General features: G+C 71.8%; 18 protein-coding genes. 5 read left to right on the plus strand and 13 right to left on the minus strand.

The window, feature by feature from the left end; translation table 11 throughout:
• Positions 1–191: 191 nt before the first annotated feature.
• The 3 genes from VMF51_RS18605 to VMF51_RS18615 are packed head-to-tail and all read right to left on the minus strand — an operon-like array spanning position 192 to position 1,575.
• Positions 192–479: a hypothetical protein gene (locus VMF51_RS18605; protein ID WP_325475956.1), complete on the minus strand. Its 288-nt coding sequence runs from the start codon at positions 477–479 to the stop codon at positions 192–194.
• On the minus strand, positions 476–1,219 hold the full coding sequence (locus tag VMF51_RS18610; protein ID WP_325475957.1) for a hypothetical protein: 744 nt from the start codon (positions 1,217–1,219) through the stop codon (positions 476–478). Before VMF51_RS18610 ends, VMF51_RS18605 begins: the two co-directional genes overlap by 4 nt.
• A complete protein-coding gene (locus VMF51_RS18615; RefSeq protein WP_325475958.1) occupies positions 1,219–1,575 on the minus strand; it encodes a hypothetical protein in 357 nt (118 codons plus the stop codon). The genes VMF51_RS18610 and VMF51_RS18615 overlap by 1 nt, the downstream gene beginning before the upstream one ends.
• A 93-nt stretch (positions 1,576–1,668) precedes the next feature.
• Here VMF51_RS18615 and VMF51_RS18620 point away from each other — a divergent pair, with 93 nt between their 5' ends.
• Positions 1,669–2,010, plus strand: a complete 342-nt coding sequence (locus VMF51_RS18620) for a hypothetical protein (RefSeq protein WP_325475959.1) — start codon at positions 1,669–1,671, stop codon at positions 2,008–2,010.
• 11 nt (positions 2,011–2,021) lie between these two features.
• Here VMF51_RS18620 and VMF51_RS18625 read toward each other — a convergent pair whose 3' ends face one another.
• The 3 genes from VMF51_RS18625 to VMF51_RS18635 form a co-directional block, all read right to left on the minus strand.
• A complete protein-coding gene (locus tag VMF51_RS18625; RefSeq protein ID WP_325475960.1) occupies positions 2,022–2,741 on the minus strand; it encodes a GntR family transcriptional regulator in 720 nt (239 codons plus the stop codon).
• 76 nt (positions 2,742–2,817) lie between these two features.
• A complete protein-coding gene (locus VMF51_RS18630; protein WP_325475961.1) occupies positions 2,818–5,361 on the minus strand; it encodes an ABC transporter permease in 2,544 nt (847 codons plus the stop codon).
• Positions 5,361–6,104: an ABC transporter ATP-binding protein gene (locus tag VMF51_RS18635; RefSeq protein WP_325475962.1), complete on the minus strand. Its 744-nt coding sequence runs from the start codon at positions 6,102–6,104 to the stop codon at positions 5,361–5,363. The genes VMF51_RS18630 and VMF51_RS18635 overlap by 1 nt, the downstream gene beginning before the upstream one ends.
• A 107-nt stretch (positions 6,105–6,211) precedes the next feature.
• Here VMF51_RS18635 and VMF51_RS18640 point away from each other — a divergent pair, with 107 nt between their 5' ends.
• From VMF51_RS18640 to VMF51_RS18655, 4 genes are all read left to right on the plus strand, one after another.
• Positions 6,212–6,826, plus strand: coding sequence for an alpha-ketoglutarate-dependent dioxygenase AlkB (locus VMF51_RS18640; protein WP_325475963.1), 615 nt, complete (start codon positions 6,212–6,214; stop codon positions 6,824–6,826).
• Between the two features lie 155 nt (positions 6,827–6,981).
• Positions 6,982–8,421, plus strand: coding sequence for an NADP-dependent phosphogluconate dehydrogenase (gene gndA / locus VMF51_RS18645; RefSeq protein ID WP_325475964.1), 1,440 nt, complete (start codon positions 6,982–6,984; stop codon positions 8,419–8,421).
• Positions 8,422–9,297, plus strand: coding sequence for an aldo/keto reductase (locus VMF51_RS18650; RefSeq protein ID WP_325475965.1), 876 nt, complete (start codon positions 8,422–8,424; stop codon positions 9,295–9,297). It begins immediately after the preceding gene.
• A 44-nt stretch (positions 9,298–9,341) separates the two neighbouring features.
• Complete coding sequence (locus VMF51_RS18655) at positions 9,342–9,677, plus strand: lipopolysaccharide assembly protein LapA domain-containing protein (RefSeq protein WP_325475966.1); 336 nt, start codon at positions 9,342–9,344, stop codon at positions 9,675–9,677.
• 13 nt (positions 9,678–9,690) lie between these two features.
• On the opposite strand, the gene VMF51_RS18660 is transcribed toward VMF51_RS18655, so the two are convergent.
• The 7 genes from VMF51_RS18660 to VMF51_RS18690 all read right to left on the minus strand — a co-directional run bounded on the left by VMF51_RS18660 (position 9,691) and on the right by VMF51_RS18690 (position 18,650).
• Positions 9,691–10,413, minus strand: coding sequence for an SRPBCC family protein (locus tag VMF51_RS18660; protein ID WP_325475967.1), 723 nt, complete (start codon positions 10,411–10,413; stop codon positions 9,691–9,693).
• Positions 10,413–11,267, minus strand: a complete 855-nt coding sequence (locus VMF51_RS18665; RefSeq protein WP_325475968.1) for a xanthine dehydrogenase family protein subunit M — start codon at positions 11,265–11,267, stop codon at positions 10,413–10,415. The genes VMF51_RS18660 and VMF51_RS18665 overlap by 1 nt, the downstream gene beginning before the upstream one ends.
• Positions 11,264–13,714, minus strand: a complete 2,451-nt coding sequence (locus VMF51_RS18670) for a xanthine dehydrogenase family protein molybdopterin-binding subunit (protein ID WP_325475969.1) — start codon at positions 13,712–13,714, stop codon at positions 11,264–11,266. The genes VMF51_RS18665 and VMF51_RS18670 overlap by 4 nt, the downstream gene beginning before the upstream one ends.
• Positions 13,711–14,175: a (2Fe-2S)-binding protein gene (locus VMF51_RS18675; protein ID WP_325475970.1), complete on the minus strand. Its 465-nt coding sequence runs from the start codon at positions 14,173–14,175 to the stop codon at positions 13,711–13,713. Before VMF51_RS18675 ends, VMF51_RS18670 begins: the two co-directional genes overlap by 4 nt.
• 412 nt (positions 14,176–14,587) lie before the next feature.
• Positions 14,588–15,814: a transcriptional regulator gene (locus VMF51_RS18680; protein ID WP_325475971.1), complete on the minus strand. Its 1,227-nt coding sequence runs from the start codon at positions 15,812–15,814 to the stop codon at positions 14,588–14,590.
• A 74-nt stretch (positions 15,815–15,888) separates the two neighbouring features.
• Positions 15,889–16,515: a hypothetical protein gene (locus VMF51_RS18685; protein WP_325475972.1), complete on the minus strand. Its 627-nt coding sequence runs from the start codon at positions 16,513–16,515 to the stop codon at positions 15,889–15,891.
• Positions 16,512–18,650 carry a WXG100 family type VII secretion target gene (locus VMF51_RS18690; protein WP_325475973.1) on the minus strand — a complete coding sequence of 713 codons (2,139 nt, stop codon included), beginning with the start codon at positions 18,648–18,650 and terminating at the stop codon, positions 16,512–16,514. The genes VMF51_RS18685 and VMF51_RS18690 overlap by 4 nt, the downstream gene beginning before the upstream one ends.
• Positions 18,651–18,657: the final 7 nt, after the last annotated feature.

Genomic DNA, 18,657 nt, shown 5'->3' on the forward strand with positions numbered 1-18,657 from the left:
GCCGGCCCGAGTCGGCGCTGTCCATCAGGGCTCCTGCACTGTCGTGGCCGTCGGAGAACCGGACGTGAATCCGCCGCGAACGACGACCGGACGACCGGCGACGAGCGGACGGCGTACGGCGTTCGCCGAGCCGTCGATCCTGCGTCGACACACCGCGGAAAATGCCGAGAAAGTGACGGGTCGGCGGTCGGTCAGGGGGCCTCGCGCTCGATCTCACGGGCCGCGACGACCAGGGCGCGCTGGACCAGGCGCACGCCCTCGGGGCCGAGGCCCTGCGGGCCGCGCCAGAGGTCGTCCCAGTCGAGCAGGCCGAGGCGGACCCGTTCGGCGATCGCGCGCTCGCCGGTCGCCTCCGGCGCGGCTGCCGCCTCGGCGAGCGCGACGCGGATGGCGGGGTCGACGGGAGACCGGCGTGACGCGTCCGCGGCTCGCTCGGTGACGACCGCGGCGCGGTCCAGGGCGCCGTCGAGGTCGCTCACGACCGCAGCAGGGAAGGCAGCTCGCGGAAGAGCTCCAGGCGCTCCCGCTGCTCGCCGACCCAGGTGGTCACCACATCGCGCAGGTCCCGGAGCGCCTCGATCAGCTCCAGCACCCGTCGTACGTCGTCGATGATGTCGGTGACGGCGACCAGTCCCTTCAGCAGCAGCTCCCCGGCGAACGCCGCCCAGCCGGCCGGACCGGCGACCTTCGACAGCAGCCGCCGACCGAGCCGGGCCAGCGTCTTGCCGAGCTCGACGACCAGTCGCTCGACCTGGATCCCGATCCGCTCGGAGACCCGGGCGATCTGGTCGAACACGGCGGCCCCGAGCCCGACCGTCTCGCCGACCGCCCGGGCGGCCAGGCCGAAGGCGTTGACGCGGAGCAGGTACGCCGCGGCGGCCTGCCCGCTCCAGCCGGGACCGACGCCGAGCGAGATCCGCAGGATGTTGTCGCCCCAGGTGTGCAGCGCGTCGCGCACGTCGCCGCAGGCGTTCGCGTTGCGCCGGATCGCCGCGTAGTCGCCGGTGAGGGGCAGGATCAGCAACGTCTCCAGGCTCTCCTCGGGCAGCCGCGGCAGCCCGGCGCCGACCTGGTTGAGGGCGTCGATGCCCTGGTTCACGACGTCGCGCATGCTGGTGAACGCGCCGTCCCAGGCCGTGAAGGTCGTGTCGTGCGCGAGCTGGGCCTCCCCCTTCTCGGGGGCGTCCAGCGGGATGGGGTCCAGGGTGGGCAGCGGCATCAGGCCACCCCGATCAGGGCGCGGGCGATCGCGGCGCTCGCCTCGACGGCGCGCTCCTCCGAGGCGGCGAGCTCGCGCTCGGCGAGCACGACCCCCGCCCGGACGCCCGCCCACGACTCGGCGAACTCCTCCCCCAGCGCCTCGAACGCCGCCGCGATCACGTCCATCGCGCCGGCCAGCGGACGGAGCAGGCACACGGGACTCGGCTCGAACCCGGATCGGTCGGCCACCCAGGTCGTCGCGTGCGCCACGATCCGCTCGGCCTGCTCCGCCACGTCGTCCATCACCAGCGGCAGCCGCCGCAGATCCACCCACTGCTCGACGAACAGCTCTCCGCCCGCGTCGTACACGCCCATCCTGACCTCCCGAGACCCGCGGCCACCCGTCGCGGCCGGCGCCCGACGCGTGCCCGGCCCGGCCGCCCTTTGAAACCCGAGCACAATGGGCCTGTGGACAACGCGCTGCTGTTCGATGCGCGGGCTCGGGTGCTCGCTGACCTGTCGGCCCGCGGGCAGGCGACCGCCGCCGCCGTCAGTGCCCTCGAGGACGCCGTCTCGGCCCGGAAGTGGTGGGCCGAGCAGTGGCCCGAGGGCGAGGTGTACGTCGCCGGGCTGGTCGCCCAGGACGTCCAGGACGCGCTCTTCGAGTCGTCCGGTCGCTGGCCGGTGTGCTCGATCTGCGAGGAGGGGCCGGTGCACACCCTCTACATCCAGCCCGACCTCGGCGGTCCGGATCCGGTCTGGGTGTGCGAGGACACCGGCGAGCCGGTCGCGGCCCTCGGTCGGCTCTAGACGGCGGTCGCTCAGCCGTCCTGGCCGAGCTGCACCCACAGGGTGAACCGGTCCGCGCGGTAGACCGTGCGCGAGACCTCGACGATCTTGTCGCCGGAGACCGCCCGTCGCGAGTGCCTCAGGACCGCGGCGCCCGGCTCGATCTCGAGCAGCGAGCACTCCTCCGGAGTGGCGCCGTCGGCGTTGATGGAGTCCTCGGCCCACGAAGGCCGCAGCCCGCGCGACTCGAGGGCGTCGTACAGGCTGGTCGGCATGCCGCCCTGCAGGAACCCGGGCAGCAGCACCTCGTTGAGGTACGCGTCCTCCAGGCACATCGGTACGCCGTCGGCGCGGCGCAGCCGGCGCCAGTGGATGACCGCGTCGCCCTCGGTGAGGCTGAGCGCGCGGGCGACACCGGGACCGGCCTGCTCACGGCGCGCGAGGAGGGTCTGCGACTCGGCGAGCATGCCGCGCCGCGCCATCTCCTCGGTGTAGCTGGTGATCCGGCTGGCGGTACGCCGCGGGCGCGCGACGAAGGTGCCACGGCCGGGGATCCGCTCCAGCAGTCCCTCGACGACCAGGGCGTCCATCGCCTGGCGCACCGTCATCCGGGCGACGCCGAAACGGTGCACCAGCTCGCGCTCCGACGGGGCGGGCGACCCGGGGGCACTGCCCGTCACCAGGGACCGGACGTACTCCCGCACCTGGACGTGCTTGAGCGACCGCCCATCCGGTACGAGTACTTCCTCCACAAGCGGGAGGGTAGATGGACTAGACACCTTCCGTCAGCCGAATCGCTGATCTGGCCGCGCGACGGCGGCCACATCCCTACTCCGTCGCGATGGCCCGCAGGACGTCGAGACGCGCCGCGCGGCGTGCGGGGAGCACCGCGGCGAGCACGCCGATGGCCACCGAGAGGGCCAGGAAGATCGCCAGCTGGCCGGCCGGCACGCTGATCACCTCCAGCCCCTCGTCGCGCAGGGCGTACATCAGCACGATGCCGAAGAACACGCCCAGCAGCACGCCCAGCACCGCCCCGAGCACCGAGATCACGACCGACTCGAGGGTGATCATCCAGCGCAGCTGGCGGCGTGAGAGCCCGATGGCACGCAGCAGCCCGACCTCGCGGGTGCGCTCGATGACGGAGAGAGCCAGGGTGTTGACGATGCCGAGCACGGCGATCACCAGGGCCAGGGCGAGCAGCGCGAAGATCAGGAGCACGAACTGGTCGATCGGCTCGCGCTGCTCCTCCGCGAACTCGGCCTGGTTCTTGACGGTGACGATCGGCAGGTCGGCGATCGCGTCCTCCAGCCGCTGCCCGACGCCGGTCGCGGACTCGTCGGCGTCGATGATCAGCGCGTTGTCCTTGTCCTGCGCGCCCGTCGCCAGCAGGGTGTCGACCGTGGTGACGACCGGGAAGAACAGCACCGGGTTGTCCTCGTAGATGCCGACGACCTCCCAGCTCTGGTCACCGGTGGGCATCTCGATCTCCAGGTCGTCGCCGACCTCGAGGCCCTCGTCGTCGGCGTACGTCTCCTGCAGCAGCACGGTGTCGTCGCGCAGGGCCGTGACGTCGCCGGCCGCCGAGCGCAGCTCGAGGAACTCGACGCCGTCGGGGTCGATGCCGACCAGGCCCTGCGGCGAGCCGTCGATCAGGCCGCCGGTGTAGCGCTGGCGCACCACCTGGTCGACGCCGTCGACCGCGGCGAGCCGCTCGGCGACCTCGGGCGAGAAGGACCCGGCGACGACGTTGCTCACGACGTAGTCGCCGACGAAGTTCTCCTCGATGGACTTGTCGACCGAGGCCTTGGCCGAGTCACCGACGATCGCCATCGTGCAGGCCAGGGCGAGGCCGATCATGAGCGCGGAGGCCGTCGCCGTCGTACGCCGCGGGTTGCGCAGGGAGTTCTGGCCGGCGAGGTTGCCGACCGTGCCGAACAGCCGGGCGAAGACGAAGCGGGCCAGGGCGAGGAACGGGCGGCTGATGACCGGGCTGGCCGCGGCGACGCCGAGCAGGATCGCGAGTACGCCGGCGCCGACGAACCAGCCGCCGTGCGGCACCTCGACGACGTCCCCCAGCCCGGCGAAGAGCGACACCGCACCGAGGACGACCAGCACGACGCCGACCTGCAGCCGGCGCTGGATGGACGACTCCGGCAGCACGACGTCGTCGCGGAGCGCCTGCACCGGCGCGATCCGGGTGGTGCGCAGCGCGGGGAGCAGCGCGGCGGCCATCGTGACCAGCACCCCGATGGCGTACGACGCCACGACGGTGCGCGGCGCGAAGATCAGCGGCTGGCCGGACAGGTCGAGGCCGATCTGGGCGAACAGGGCGCGCAGCACCATCGCCAGCAGTACGCCGAGGCCCAGGCCGAGCGTCGCACCGAGCAGCCCGAGCACCAGCGCCTCGAGCTGCACCGAGCCGAGCACCTGCCGCTTGGAGGCCCCCAGGGCACGCAGCAGCGCGAGCTCACGGCTGCGCTGGGCGACCAGGATCGAGAAGGTGTTGACGATCAGGAAGGCGCCGACGACCAGCGCGATGCCGGCGAAGACCAGCAGGAAGGTCGTCAGGAACGAGATCGCCTCGAGCAGGTCGGAGGCCGCCTCGTCGGCGGCCTCGTCGCCGGTCACCGCCTCCAGGCCGTCCGGTAGCTCCGACTCGACCCGGTCGCGCAGCTCCTCCTGGGACACGCCGTCCTCGGCGGTCACCCAGAGGTCGGAGTACGCGTCCGCCCCGGCGAGGAAGAGGTCCTGCGCGGTCGCGGTGTCGAAGACCGCGAGCGTCGCGCCGTTCAGCGAGCCGCCCTCCGGGAAGCCGGCGATCCCGACCAGGGTCGGCTCGAGGGTCGCGACGGCACCCGCGGTGTTCAGCGAGACGGCGTCTCCGAGCGCGTAGCCGGCCTTCTCGGCCGTGCTGTCGTCGAGCACCACCTCGGTCGGCCCGGCGGGCGCGCGCCCCTCGGTGATGACCAGACCCGCCAGGTCGTGGCCGGCGGGCGCGCCGGTCCAGTTCGAGCCGAGCGACGGCGGCCCGAAGCCGCCGACGACCTTGTCGTCGGTGTCCAGCACGACGACGTTCGTCGCCGAGACGTTGCCGTCCGCACGTGCGGCACCGTCGACCTGCGCCAACCGGTCGACGAGGCTCGCGGGCACCGTCTGCGTGGACAAGTCGCCCATGGCGGTCATCGCGCCCTCGGGACGGACGACGACGTCCCCAACCGTCGAGGCGAACAGGGCCGTGAAGCTGCGGCTCAGGGTGTCGGAGAAGACCAGCGTCCCGGCGACGAACGCGACGCCGAGCACGATGGCGAAGGTGCTCATGAGCAGGCGCACCTTGCGCCCGAGCAGGCTCTTGAGGGCGGCGCGGAGCATCAGGCGGTCATCCGGGTCATGATCTCGAGGACCTGCTCGCGGGTCGGCGAGCGGAGCTCGTCGACGACCCGGCCGTCGGCGAGGAAGAGCACCCGGTCGGTGTACGAGGCCGCGACCGGGTCGTGGGTCACCATCACGATGGTCTGGCCCGCGTCGGCGCTGCGGCGGAGCAGGTCGAGCACCTCGGCCCCGGAGTGCGAGTCGAGGTTGCCGGTCGGCTCGTCGGCGAAGACGATCTGCGGGCGGCTGACCAGCGCCCGCGCGACCGCCACCCGCTGCTGCTGGCCGCCCGAGAGCTCGTTGGGCTTGTGCCGCAGCCGGTCCCGGATGCCGACGGTGTCGACGATGGCGGCGTACCACTCCGGGTCGGGCTTGCGGCCCGCGATGGCCAGCGGGAGCAGGAGGTTCTCCTCGGCGCTCAACGTCGGCACCAGGTTGAACGACTGGAAGACGAAGCCGATCTCGTCGCGCCGCAGCCTCGTCAGGGCCTTGTCGTCGAGGGCGCTGAGCTCCTGGTCGCCGACGAAGACCTGGCCGCCGTCGGGCCGGTCGAGGGCCGCCAGGCAGTGCATGAGCGTGGACTTGCCCGAGCCGCTCGGCCCCATCACCGCGGTGAACTCGCCGTCGTGGATGTCGACCGTGACGTCGTCGAGGGCCCGCACCTCGGCCTGTCCGGTGCCGTAGGTCTTGGTGAGGTTGCGGACCCGGCAGGCGATCGTCGAGGTCTCGGGCGTGGCGCTCATGTGCAGATGCTCCCGTGTCGCACCGACAGTGCGCCACCGGATCGACCCCGAAGGTTCCCGGATCTTCACACTCGCGGATCGAAAGTCTGTTCGATAGCATGAGGCGCATGGACTTCCAGAGCTCGCTGTTCCAGGCGGCCTCCGCCGGGGTCGCCGACCTCTCCGGCATCGAGCGCCGCGCGCTGACCCGCGGCGCCTGGGTCGACGTCCTGCGCGCCTGGGTGCCCGAGGCCGACGACGTGTTCGCGCGGCTGGTCGCCGACGTCCCGTGGCGCGCCGAGCGCCGCCAGATGTACGACCGCGTCGTCGACGTCCCCCGCCTCGTGCACACCTACATGATCGGCGACCCGCTCCCCCACCCCGTGCTGGAGGAGGCGCGCGACGCGCTCAGCGCGCACTACCTCCCCGAGCTCGGCGAGCCGTTCCGCACCGCCGGGTGCTGCTACTACCGCGACGGCCGCGACAGCGTCGCCTGGCACGGCGACACCATCGGCCGCGGCAGGAGCCACGACACGATGGTCGCCATCGTGTCGCTCGGAGACCCCCGCAAGCTGCACCTGCGGCCGCGCAACGGCGGGGACGGCGTGGTGGTCGAGATGGCGCACGGCGACCTGGTCGTGATGGGCGGGTCCTGCCAGCGCACCTGGGAGCACGCCGTACCCAAGGTCGCGCACGCGGGTCCGCGGATCTCGGTGCAGTTCCGGCCGCTGAACGTGTTCTGAGGGGGTGTCTCGGGGGTGCAGGTTCATCACGGTATGCAGACGAGCCTGCGCCTACCTCGGCGTACCCACCGTGGGAGGTGTCAGCTGGTCTGCATACCGTGATGAAGCGACACACCCCGGGACGACCATTTGGCCCGCCGTAGTTGTCTGGACCCATGGGGCAACCGACCGCAACCATCGGACTGACCGGCCTCGCGGTGATGGGGCGCAACCTGGCGCGCAACATCGCTCGGCACGGCCACACCGTCGCCATCCACAACCGCACCGCGGCGCGGACGCAGGCCCTCGTCGAGGAGTTCGGCGACGAGGGGACCTTCGTGCCGAGCGAGTCGCTCGAGGACTTCGTCCGGAGCATCGAGAAGCCACGCGCGATCATCGTGATGGTGAAGGCCGGCGAGGCGACCGACGCCGTCATCGACGAGCTGGTCCCGCTGCTCGACGAGGGCGACATCGTCGTCGACGCCGGCAACGCGCACTTCGCCGACACCCTCCGCCGCGAGCAGGCGCTGAGCGAGCGCGGCCTGCACTTCGTCGGGATGGGCGTCTCCGGCGGCGAGGAGGGCGCCCTCAACGGCCCCTCGATCATGGTCGGCGGCTCCGACCACGCCTACGAGCGGCTCGGTCCGATCGTCACCTCGATCGCCGCGCAGGTCGACGGGACGCCCTGCGCCACGCACGTCGGCCCGGACGCGGCCGGCCACTTCGTGAAGATGGTGCACAACGGCATCGAGTACGCCGACATGCAGCTCATCGCCGAGGCGTACGACCTGCTGCGCAGCATCGCCGGTCTCGACCCGGCCGGGATCGCGGACGTCTTCGAGGAGTGGAACCGCGGCGACCTGGAGTCGTTCCTCATCGAGATGACCGCCGACGTGCTGCGCCACACCGACGCGGGCGGGCAGCCGTTCGTCGACGTCGTCGTCGACGAGGCCGAGCAGAAGGGCACGGGTCGCTGGACCGTGCAGAGCGCGCTCGACCTCGGCGTACCCGTGACCGGCATCGCCGAGGCGACCTTCGCGCGCAGCCTCTCCGGCCACGCCGAGCAGCGCGCGGCGGCGCGACAGGTCTTCACCACCGACCCCGACGAGCAGCGCGTCGAGGTCGACCGCGACACCTTCGTCGACCAGGTGCGGGCCGCGCTCTACGCCTCCAAGGTGGTCGCCTACGCCCAGGGCTTCGACCAGATCGCCGCCGGCGCCGAGGAGCACGGCTGGGACATCGACCTCGGGTCGATCGCGACCATCTGGCGCGGCGGCTGCATCATCCGCGCGCAGTTCCTGGACCGGATCAAGGACGCGTACGCCGACGAGCCCGACCTCACCACCCTGCTGACCACGGCGTACTTCGCCGACGCGGTGAAGGACGGGGTCGACGCCTGGCGCGAGGTGGTCGCGACCGCAGCCCGCGGCGGCGTACCCGTGCCGGCGTTCGGCTCCTCGCTGTCGTACTTCGACGGGCTGCGCCGCGAGCGCCTGCCCGCCGCCCTGATCCAGGCCCTCCGCGACGACTTCGGGGCGCACACCTATCGTCGGGTCGACCGCGACGGCACCTTCCACACCCTCTGGGCGGGCGACCGCTCCGAACAGGAGATCTGAGTGACCACCACTTCCACCGACAACCTCGCCGCCGCCAGCGGCACCTTCCGCCTGGGTGGCGACCTGCCCGTCGTCCGTCTCGGGTACGGCGCGATGCAGCTGACCGGTCCCGGCGTGTGGGGTCCGCCGCGCGACCACGCCGAGGCCGTCGCCGTCCTGCGCCGGGCGGTCGAGCTGGGCATCACCTTCATCGACACCGCCGACTCCTACGGCCCGTTCTACTCCGAGGAGGTCATCCGCGAGGCGCTGCACCCGTACGCCGACGACGTGGTCGTCGCGACGAAGGCCGGCCTGCTGCGGACCGGACCTGACGTCTGGATCCCCTGCGGGCGCCCGGAGTACCTGCGCCAGCAGGTGGAGACCAGCCTGCGCCGGCTCGGTCTGGAGCGCATCGACCTGTTCCAGCTGCACCGCATCGACGCGACCGTGCCGCTGGAGGACCAGGTCGGCGAGCTCGACGCGCTCCGGCAGGAGGGCAAGATCCGCCACCTCGGACTCTCCGAGGTCGACGTCGAGCAGCTGCAGGCGGCCCAGAAGGTCGCGCCGATCGTCTCGGTGCAGAACCTCTACAACCTCGCCGACCGCTCGGCCGAGGCCCTGCTCGACCACTGCGAGGCGGAGGGCATCGGCTTCATCCCGTGGTTCCCGCTCGCGACCGGCGCGCTGTCGAAGGACGACGGCCCGCTGGCCGACGCGGCCCGCGAGCACGGCGCGACGCCGTCGCAGCTGGCGCTGGCGTGGCTGCTGCGGCGCTCCCCGGTGATGCTGCCGATCCCCGGCACGTCGCGGGTCGCCCACCTGGAGTCGAACACCGCCGCCGCCGGGCTGCAGCTGAGCGACGAGGAGTTCGAGCGGCTCTCCGCCGCCGTCGCCTGACCCCTGGAGCGTGTGCTCCCCGGTGCCGTCGGGCACCGGGGAGCATGAGCGAGCCGACCGATCCCGTGTCCACCGAGCCGGGAACCGCAGGACCTGAGACCCCGGCCGACGCGCCGCCCGGGCGCGACCCCCTGCGCGGGTCGCGCACGAGCGGCGTCTGGCTCGCGGTCGTCGCGGCCGCCGTACTCCTCGTCCTGCTCGTGGTCTTCATCGTGCAGAACACCCAGTCGGTGCAGGTGTCGTACTTCGGCTGGAACGGATCGGCACCACTCGCCGCCGCCCTGCTGATCGCCGCTGCCGCCGGCATGGTGATCGCGATCCTGGCCGCCACGCTGCGGATGCTCCAGGTACGCCGCCGGGTCCGGCGCGACCGGCGCTGAGCCGGATCGACCGCTATCCCCGGCGCCGCCCGAGCACCCAGCCCAGGATGATCCCGATCACGACCGCCGCGATGACGTTGCCGTACGACTTGAGCAGCACCGGTACGACGGCCGCCCCCAGGTCGACCGAGTCCGCGGCGTGCGCCCGGGAGGGCGGTGAGCTGCCAACCGTCCGCGGCGCGGGTTCGGTTGCCTGCTCACCGCCGCTCGGGGCGGGCGGTGGGCTGGGAACCGTCTCCGCGACGGGTTCGGTTGCCTGCTCACCGCTGTCCGCGTCAGCCGGAGTCGCCGTGTCGCCCGAGAGCCGCTGCTCCAGGCACGCGACGAACTGCCCGAGCAGCTTGTCGGAGACGTCCTGCATGACGCCACGGCCGAACTGGGCCGGCTTGCCGGTGATGGCGAGGTCGGTGAGCACCTCGACGTCGGTCCCGGCGTCGCCGGCCGCCATCGAGAGGGTGACGGTGGCGCCGGCCGTGCCGTTGCCCCGCTTGTCCTTGCCCTTGGCCTCGACGACGAACCGGTGCGCCGCCTCGTCCTTCTCCACGAACTTTCCGGATCCGTTGTAGACCAGCGCGATCGGACCGAGCTTCACCTTCACCGACCCCGCGAAGGTGTCGGCCTCGACCGAGGTGACCGTGGCGCCCGGGAAGCACTCCGCCACCGAGGCGATGTCGTTGAAGTGCGCCCAGGTCTCCTCGACCGATGTGGGGACGCTGAACCGGTGCTGGAGGTCCATCAGGCGCCCGCCGCGGCCAGCACCGCCCGCCGGGTCAACACCCGGGCCAGGTGCCGGCGGTAGTCCGCGTCGCCGTTGAGGTCCGAGGGCGGGTTCGTGCCCTCGGCCGCCCGCTCGGCCGCCGTGCGTACGGCGTCCTCCGACAGCGGCTGTCCCGTCAGGGCCTCCTCGACCGCCCGAGCCCGCAGCGGCGTCGAGCCCATGTTGGTCAGCCCGACCCGGGCCTCGGCGATCCTGCCACTCTCGACCCGGACCGCCGCCGCGACGGCCACGATCGGCCACTGGTGGGCCACCCGGACGAACTTCTCGTAGTGCGCGCCCCAGCCGGTGCGCTTGGGGATCCGGACCTCGGTGAGGATCTCGTCGTCGCCGATGGCGGTCTCGAAGAGGTCGACGAAGAAATCGTCCGCGGCCACGGTCCGGGTGCCGCCCGGCCCGGCGATCACGAACGTCGCCTCGAGCGCCAGCGCCGGGGCACCGAGGTCCCCCGCCGGGTCGGCGTGCGCCAACGCCCCGCCGAAGGTCCCCCGGTGCCGCACCTGCGCGTCGGCGAGGTGTTCCACCGCTGCGGAGATGAGGGCCGCGTGCTGGGCCACCAGCGGGTCGGCCCCGACGACGGAGTGCGGGGTCATCGCCCCGATCACGATCGCGTCGCCGTCCTCGCGCACGCCGCGCAGCGACGGGATCCGGCCGAGGTCGATGACCATCTCGGGCGCGTTGAGCCGCATCCGCAGCACCGGCAGCAGGCTCTGCCCGCCGGCGATGATCTTGGCGTCGTCGCCGTGCTGGGAGAGCGCGGTGAGCGCCTCCTCGACCGAGGTCGGGGCGACGTAGTCGAACGGGGCCGGGATCATGCCTGGCCTCCTTCCGGGTCGAAGTGGGGCATCGCGTCCTCCGTGGTGGCACCACCGTCGCCGGCGCCGTTGATCGCCCGCCACACCCGCTCGGGGGTGCAGGGCATCCTGATGTCGTCGACCCCGAGGTGGCGTACGGCGTCGACCACGGCGTTCACGACGGCCGGCGTGGAGGCGATGGTGCCCGCCTCGCCCACGCCCTTGGTGCCGAGCGTGTTGGTCAGCGACGGTGTCGTCGTGTGGTCGACCTCGAAGCTGATCGTGTCGGCCGCGGTGGGCAGCAGGTAGTCGACGAAGGAGCCACTGACCAGCGTGCCGGAGTCGTCGTACACCGCCTCCTCCCACAGCGCCTGGGCGATGCCCTGCACCAGCCCGCCGTGCACCTGACCCGAGACGATCAGCGGGTTGATGACGTTGCCGATGTCGTCGCAGCAGACGTACTTGCGCATCTTCAGCGCGCCCGTCTCGGTGTCGACCTCCATCGCGCACAGGTGGGTGCCGTGCGGGTAGTTGAAGTTGACGGGGTCGTACGTCGCGTCGCTGTCCAGCGACGGCTCCATCCCGTCCGGCAGGTCATGGGCGGCGAAGACGGCGGTCGCGATCTCCTGGATCGCCACCCCCTGGTCGGTGCCGCGGACCGTGAACCGCCCGCCCCCGAACTCCAGGTCGTCCGCGGACGCCTCGAGCATGTGGGCCGCGACGACCTTGGCCTTCTCGAGCACCTTGTCGGTCGCCTTGACCAGCGCCTCGCCACCGACGACCAGCGAGCGGGAGCCGTAGGTGTCCAGGCCCTTGGGCGCCACCTGGGTGTCGCCGTGCAGGACCTCGACGTCCTCGAACGGCACGCCGAGCCGGTCGGCGACGATCTGGCTGAACGCCGTCTCGTGGCCCTGCCCGTGCGCACTCGCGCCCGTGACGACCTCGACCTTGCCGGTGGCCAGCATCCGCACGCTCGCGTGCTCCCAACCGCCGGCCCCGTAGTCCAGGGAGCCGAGGACGCGGGAGGGCGCCAGGCCGCACATCTCGGTGAACGTCGAGACGCCGATGCCGAGCTGGACCGGGTCGCCGGACTCGCGGCGGCGGCGCTGCTCGGCCCGCAGTTCGTCGTACCCGAACATCTCCTTGGCCCGCGCGGTCGCCGCCTCGTAGTTGCCGGAGTCGTACTCCAGTCCGGCGACCGTGGTGAACGGGAACTCCTCGTGCTTGATCCAGTTCCGCTCGCGCACCGCCAGCGGGTCCTCGCCGAGCTCGGCGGCCAGCTCGTCCATCAGCCGCTCGATCGCGAACGTGGCCTCGGGCCGGCCCGCGCCGCGGTAGGCGTCGGTCCAGGTCTTGTTGGTGAGCACGGTCTGGACGGCGAAGCGGTACGCCGGGAACTTGTAGATGGCGTTGAACATGAACGCCCCGAGCACCGGTACGCCGCCGCCGACGAGCGACACGTACGCCCCGAGGTCGGCCAGCAGGTCGACCTTCAGCGCCTTGACGTTGCCCTGCCTGTCGGCCGCCAGGGTGAGCCGCTGCCACTGGTCGCGCCCGTGGTGGGCGCTCATCAGCGACTCGCTGCGGGTCTCGGTGTACTTCACCGGCTTGCCGAGCCGTCGGGCCATCGCGACCGTGATCCACTCCTCCGGCGTGGTCTGGAGCTTGCCGCCGAAGCCGCCGCCGACGTCGGGGGCGATCACCCGCAGTTTGGACTCCGGGATGCCGGTCGTGGCAGCGAGCGCGAAACGCAGGATGTGCGGGATCTGGGTCGCCGACCACACGGTCAGCTGCTCGCCCGTCGGGTCGACCACGGTCGAGCGGGGCTCCATGAAGGCGGGGATCAGCCGCTGCTGGCGGTACTCCCGCTCGATGACGATCCCGTCGGTCCGGGCCGCGGCGATCGCCGCTTCGACGTCGCCGCCGGTGCCGGCCTCGCCGGAGTCGAAGACCCACAGCGCCGACTTGTTGGTGCCGAGGTCGGGATGGGCGAGTACGCCGTCGTCCGCCGCCTCCTTCAGGTCGAGAGCCGCCGGCAGCTCGTCGTACTCGACGTCGACGAGCTCGGCCGCGTCCCGGGCCTCGGCGGCCGAGCGGGCGACCACGACCGCCACGATCTCGCCCGCGAACGCGACCCGTCCGGTCGCGACCGGCAGGTGGGTCGGCGTCTTCTGATCGGGCGTGATCGGCCAGGCGTTGATGAGCACGCCCTGGGCGTCGCCGAGGTCCTCACCGGTCACGACGTCGACGACGTTGGTGGCCGCCTTGGCGGCGCTGGTGTCGATGCTGGTGATCGTGGCGTGCGCGAACGGGCTGCGCACCATCGCGAGGTGCAGCATCCCGGGCAGGGCGATGTTGTCGGTCCAGCGGGTCCGGCCGGTGATCAGCCGCTGGTCCTCCTTGCGCCGCCGGTCGCGACCGATCTCGCTGCGGGTCTCGTCGGCCGGCGCGTCCTGGACGGCGGTCACGACGCGCTCCCGGCGGCGTGCTGAACAGCCTTCACGATGTTGTGGTAGCCGGTGCAGCGGCACAGGTTGCCCTCGAGCCCGAGCCGGATCTCCTCCTCGGAGGGCTGCGGGTTCTCGTTCAGCAGGTCGATGCTCTGCATGATCATCCCCGGCGTGCAGAAGCCGCACTGGAGGCCGTGGCACTCCCGGAACGCCTCCTGCACCGGGTGCAGCGTGCCGTTCTGCGCGAGCCCCTCGACGGTGGTCACCTCGGCGCCGTCCGCCTGGACCGCGAGCACGTTGCACGACTTCACGCTGGTGCCGTCGAGGTGGACTGTGCAGGCGCCGCAGTTGCTGGTGTCGCAGCCGATCACGGTGCCGGTCTTCCCGAGACGCTCGCGGAGGTACTGCACCAGCAGCATCCGCGGTTCGACGTCGTCGGCGACCTTCGCGCCGTCGACCGTGAGGTTGATCCGGGTCATCGAGTCTCCCATCGCAGTGTGGTGCAGGTCACACTAGGGAGCGATGGTTGGTGCTGCGTTGGTCGAGCCCGAACGCTGGTCGAGCAGTGAGGAGCGCCAGCGACGAACGTCCGTCGAGACCCCCGCCGCCAGCGACCTCCTGGGGTCTCGACGGGCGCTCAGGACTTCGTCCTTCGCTGCTCGACCACCGGCGGCCCCGACGGGCGCTCAGGACTCCGTCCTTCGCTGCTCGACCACCGGCGGCCCCGACGCTGGTCGAGGCGCGAGCGGAGCGAGCCCCGAACCACGCCGACTCTCGACAAGACGGGTTTCGAGGCTCAGGACTTCGTCCTTCACACCTCAACCAGCGTCAAACAGCCGCCGACCCGACGCTGGTTGAGGTGCGAGCGGAGCGAGCCTCGAAACCCGGGGGTCAGCGGCGGGCGACGGCGAGGCGTCCCTTGAGCAGGGGTACGGCGGGGTGCGGGCGGCCGGCGAGGTGGGCGAGGCAGACCTCCAGCACCTCCGCGTCGTACGGCGCGCGCTCGCTGTAGCGGACGACGGCGTCGGGCTGCGGGTCGGTCAGCAGCGCCTCGCGGACCGCGACGGCGACGTACTCGGCGAGCTCGCCGAGCGCGGGGCTGTTGGTGCCGGGGAGCAGGTCGCCGCCGTACGCCTCGACGGCGGCAGCGACGCGGCCGCGGCGCAGCAGGCCGAGGACGTGGTCGACGTCGGTGGCGACCGGCATCAGCAGCCGGTAGGGGCGCGAGGAGAGCTGGCCGCCGAGGGCCGCGCGCAGGTGGGACACCTCGGCCTTCAGCGTCGAGAAGGTGACCTGCTGGTCGCCGTACACGCACGCGTGCAGCTGCTCCAGCGACAACCCCTCGGGGTGCATCGCGAGCAGCGCGAGGATCTCCGACTGGCGCCGGTTGAGCAGCAGGCGGTGGCCGTCGAGGCGGGTCTCGACCGTGCCGAGGAGCGTCATCACCAGGCCCGGGTCGCCGGTGTCGTCGGGTGCGCCGGCGGCCGAGGAGCGCGGCACCGCCGACTCGATCAGTCGCGCCATCACCCGGGCGGTCGCGAGCCCGATCGGGTGGGTGCGGTCCCAGGTCGTCGACAGGTCCAGGACGCCCAGCTCGGCCCCGGTCACGGGATCGTGCACCGGCGCCGCCCAGCAGACCCAGTTGTGGACGATCGAGGCGTAGTGCTCGGCGCTGAACACCATCGCCGGCGCGTCGAGGCGGGTCGCCAGGTCGAGGGCGTTGGTGCCGACCGACTGGTCGTCCCAGCGCCCACCCGGGACGAAGTTGACCGTCTCGGCCTTGCGCCGCATGACCCGGCCGCCGTACGTCCACAGGATCCGGGTCTGGGGATCGGTGACGGCCACGACGAGGTCGCCGTCCTCGGCGGTACGGCGCAGCTCGGCCTCCACGCTCTCCACCGCGACCTGCAGGGGCGAGCCCCGCCAGATCGAGGCGGTCTCGGACTCGTCGGCGAGCGGGGCCTCGGTGACGTCGGGCGAGACCGCGGCCTCGGAGCGGGTCCAGCTGCTCAGGATCTCCGGCCGGACGAGCGGCTCGGCGCCGTCACCGTGCTCGACGAAGGCGCTCCAGGCCCGGACGGCGTCGTACCGCCTGCTGCGCAGGTCGTTGGCGGCCATCGCGACTCCCCCGGGTCCGGTCTACCGGCACTGTAGCCGGGCCTGTGACACGCGTCACGAGCGCCGGGAGTGGCTTAACCCTCCCGGGTCTCGCGGATCGTGTCCTGCAGGCGCCGGATCTCCTGCGCGGTCTGCTGGTCGCCGTTCGCCGGGTCCTCCAGCCAGTTGAGGTACTGGCTGCCGGCGCTCAGCGGGTCGCTGTCGGAGACCGACTGCTGGGCGTCGGGGTCGTCGAGCCAGGTCTGGTACGACGCGGGCGGCCCGCCGGCCTGCTCGAAGATCACCAGCGCCAGGTTCTCGTGCACCTGCTCCTTCGCCCAGCCCTCGCCCTGCTCGTCGTCGTCGCCGTCGTCGGTCGCGGCCAGCAGCTCGCCGCTCTCGCGGGCGACGACCTCGGCGGTCTCGGTGCGGGTGGCGACCCAGTCCTGGAGGACCGGCCACAGGTGCTCGTCGGTGAACACCCCGCCCAGCACCGCCCGGCGCTCGTCGAGGTCGTCGAGGTCGAGCACGCAGTCCAGCGCCGCCGGCTCGGAGAACGCGTCGCGGCGACCGTCCTCGTCGTCCGCCGAGTCGGGGTCGACGCCCGCCGACTCCAGGCAGGAGGTGAACGCCTCGTCGTCGGGCAGCGCCTCGACGCCTCCGGAGCAGGCGGTCGCGAGCCCGAGCACCAGCGCGACGGGGACCAGGCGCAGGAGCCTCATGCGATGTCGCGGGTCTGGTTGATGATCTCCTGGATCCGCCGGATCTCCTCCGCGGTCGCCTGGTCACCGTTCGCGGGGTCCTCCAACCAGTTGAGGTACTGGCTGGCGGTGCTGAGCGGATCGCTGTCGGACACGGAGTTCTGCGCGTCGGCATCGGCCAGCCACTGCTGGTAGGAGTCCGGAGCGCCGTGGTTCTGGAGGTAGATGATCCAGGCGAGGTTCTCGTGGACCTGGTTCTCGCTCCAGTCGTCTCCGAAGTTCTCCCGGTTCTCGGCGGCCTCGGCGTACTGCTCGTTGAACGCCTCGAGGATGTCGATCGCGACCCCCGCGGGGCCGGCCGCCTTCCCGGTCAGCTTCAGCAGCGACTCGACGGCCTTGTCGATCATCGGCTGCATCGCCTCGCCGACGTTGAGGTTCACCTCGGCGGCGTCGGCCAGGCCGAGGAGGTAGCCGACGTTGCGGGCGGTGGCCTCGTCAAGCACCCCGGCCTCGCCGTTGCGGGCGATCAGCTCCTCGAGCATCGCCTGGACGTCCTCGTCGCCGAGATGGTCCTTGAACATCTCGGCGATGAGCTCCTGGTCGACCTCGCTGCTGGACTGGGCCAGGTAGTCGATGGTGTCGGGGTCGGTGAAGAACTCGTCCAGCTCCAGGTCGTACTGGCTCAGGTCGATGTCGTCCTGGCGGTCCTGGATGGTCTGCAGGACCTGTTCGAAGGTCTCCGGGAAGTTGTTGTCGCGGGAGGTCTCCAGCAGCTCCTTCAGCATGTCCATCCGGACCTGGTAGCCGTCCGGGTCGATGACCGCGCGGTGGTCGTAGGTGTGCAGGTTCGCGAGCTCGTCGAGCAGCGCCTCGCGGTCCTCGGGGTTGGCGTTGTTGAGGACCCGGGCCAGGGTCTCGGGGTCGGTGCTGTCGGTGAACGACTGCAACATCGCCTCGTAGCCGTCGGGGTAGGCCTGCGACTGCATGTGCCGGCCGATGTCGATCGACCCGTCGTTGTCGATCGGGACGTCGTAGCGCATGTACCAGCTGAGCGCGAGCGCGATCCCCGGGAGCCGGTCGTCGGCGTAGTCCGAGCCGGTGATGGCGGCCAGCCGGGACGCCTGCTCGGTGTTGGCGAAGTGGCGGGTGTAGGCGGCCAGGTCGACGTCGGAGTACTCGCCGAGGCCGGAGGCGATGACGTCGTTGAAGACCTGGAGGGACTCGGTCCAGTCGTCCTCGTCGCTCTCGCCGGTGTTGATGTAGTACTGCGCGACGTCGTAGACGCGGTTGACCAGGTCGGGGCCGCCGGCCTTCGCGAAGGCCTCGGCGTAGACCGGGTCGTCGGCCTTGCCCTCGAGCTCGGCGAGCGCGTCGCGCACGGCCTCGCTGTCGGAGAGGTCGACGTCCTCGAGCAGCTCCTGGAGCTCCTCGACGTCGTCCTGGGCCTCCTGCTCAGTCGCCGCGATCTCGGCGTTCTCGTACTGGCGGACCAGGGTCATCCCGGCGAGCAGCTCGGAGTGGTCGAACGGGTGGACGGGGAGCTTGCCCTTCTCCAGGTCCTCCAGCGCGCTCTCCGGGACCTCGACCGGGGTCTGCTCCTCCAGCGTCGTGGACAGGGCGCGGGTCTGGTAGCCGAGCCACTGCTTGAGGTAGCCGAAGCTCGTCTCCAGCTCGTGCCAGGTCTGGCGGCGGTCCTCGAAGGCCGCGTCGTAGTCGCCCTGGCGCTGGCTCTCGAGCTGCTGACGCTGGTCCTCGGTGAGCGGCTCGCCGTCCTCGGTGGCGTCGCTGCGGCGCTCGGCGTGGGCGTTGTCGGCCTGGGTCATCGCCGTGTCGTAGTCGGTCTGGGCCTGCTGGTAGCGCTGGTTGAGGCTGGGCAGCTGCTCGAGGGCGTCCTCGTAGTCCTTCGCCAGGCTGCCGACGGCGCCGGAGATCGCCTCGACCTTGGTCGAGAACCCCTTCATCAGCTCGCCGAGACCGGTCATCTCGGTCTTGATCGTGTCGGCGGCCATGCCGGTCCACTGGTTGCCGATCTCGCCCGGCGTGCCCGCGACCGTCGTCCCCTTGGTCTTCAGGTGGTCGGCGAGGGTGCCGAGACGGGTCTCGACGCCGCGCAGCACGTCGGGCTGGATGTCGAGGGTGAAGTGGTCGTCGGCCATCGGAGAG

Origin of the sequence: Nocardioides sp., from assembly GCF_035503875.1 — a bacterium.
GTDB lineage: Bacteria > Actinomycetota > Actinomycetes > Propionibacteriales > Nocardioidaceae > Nocardioides.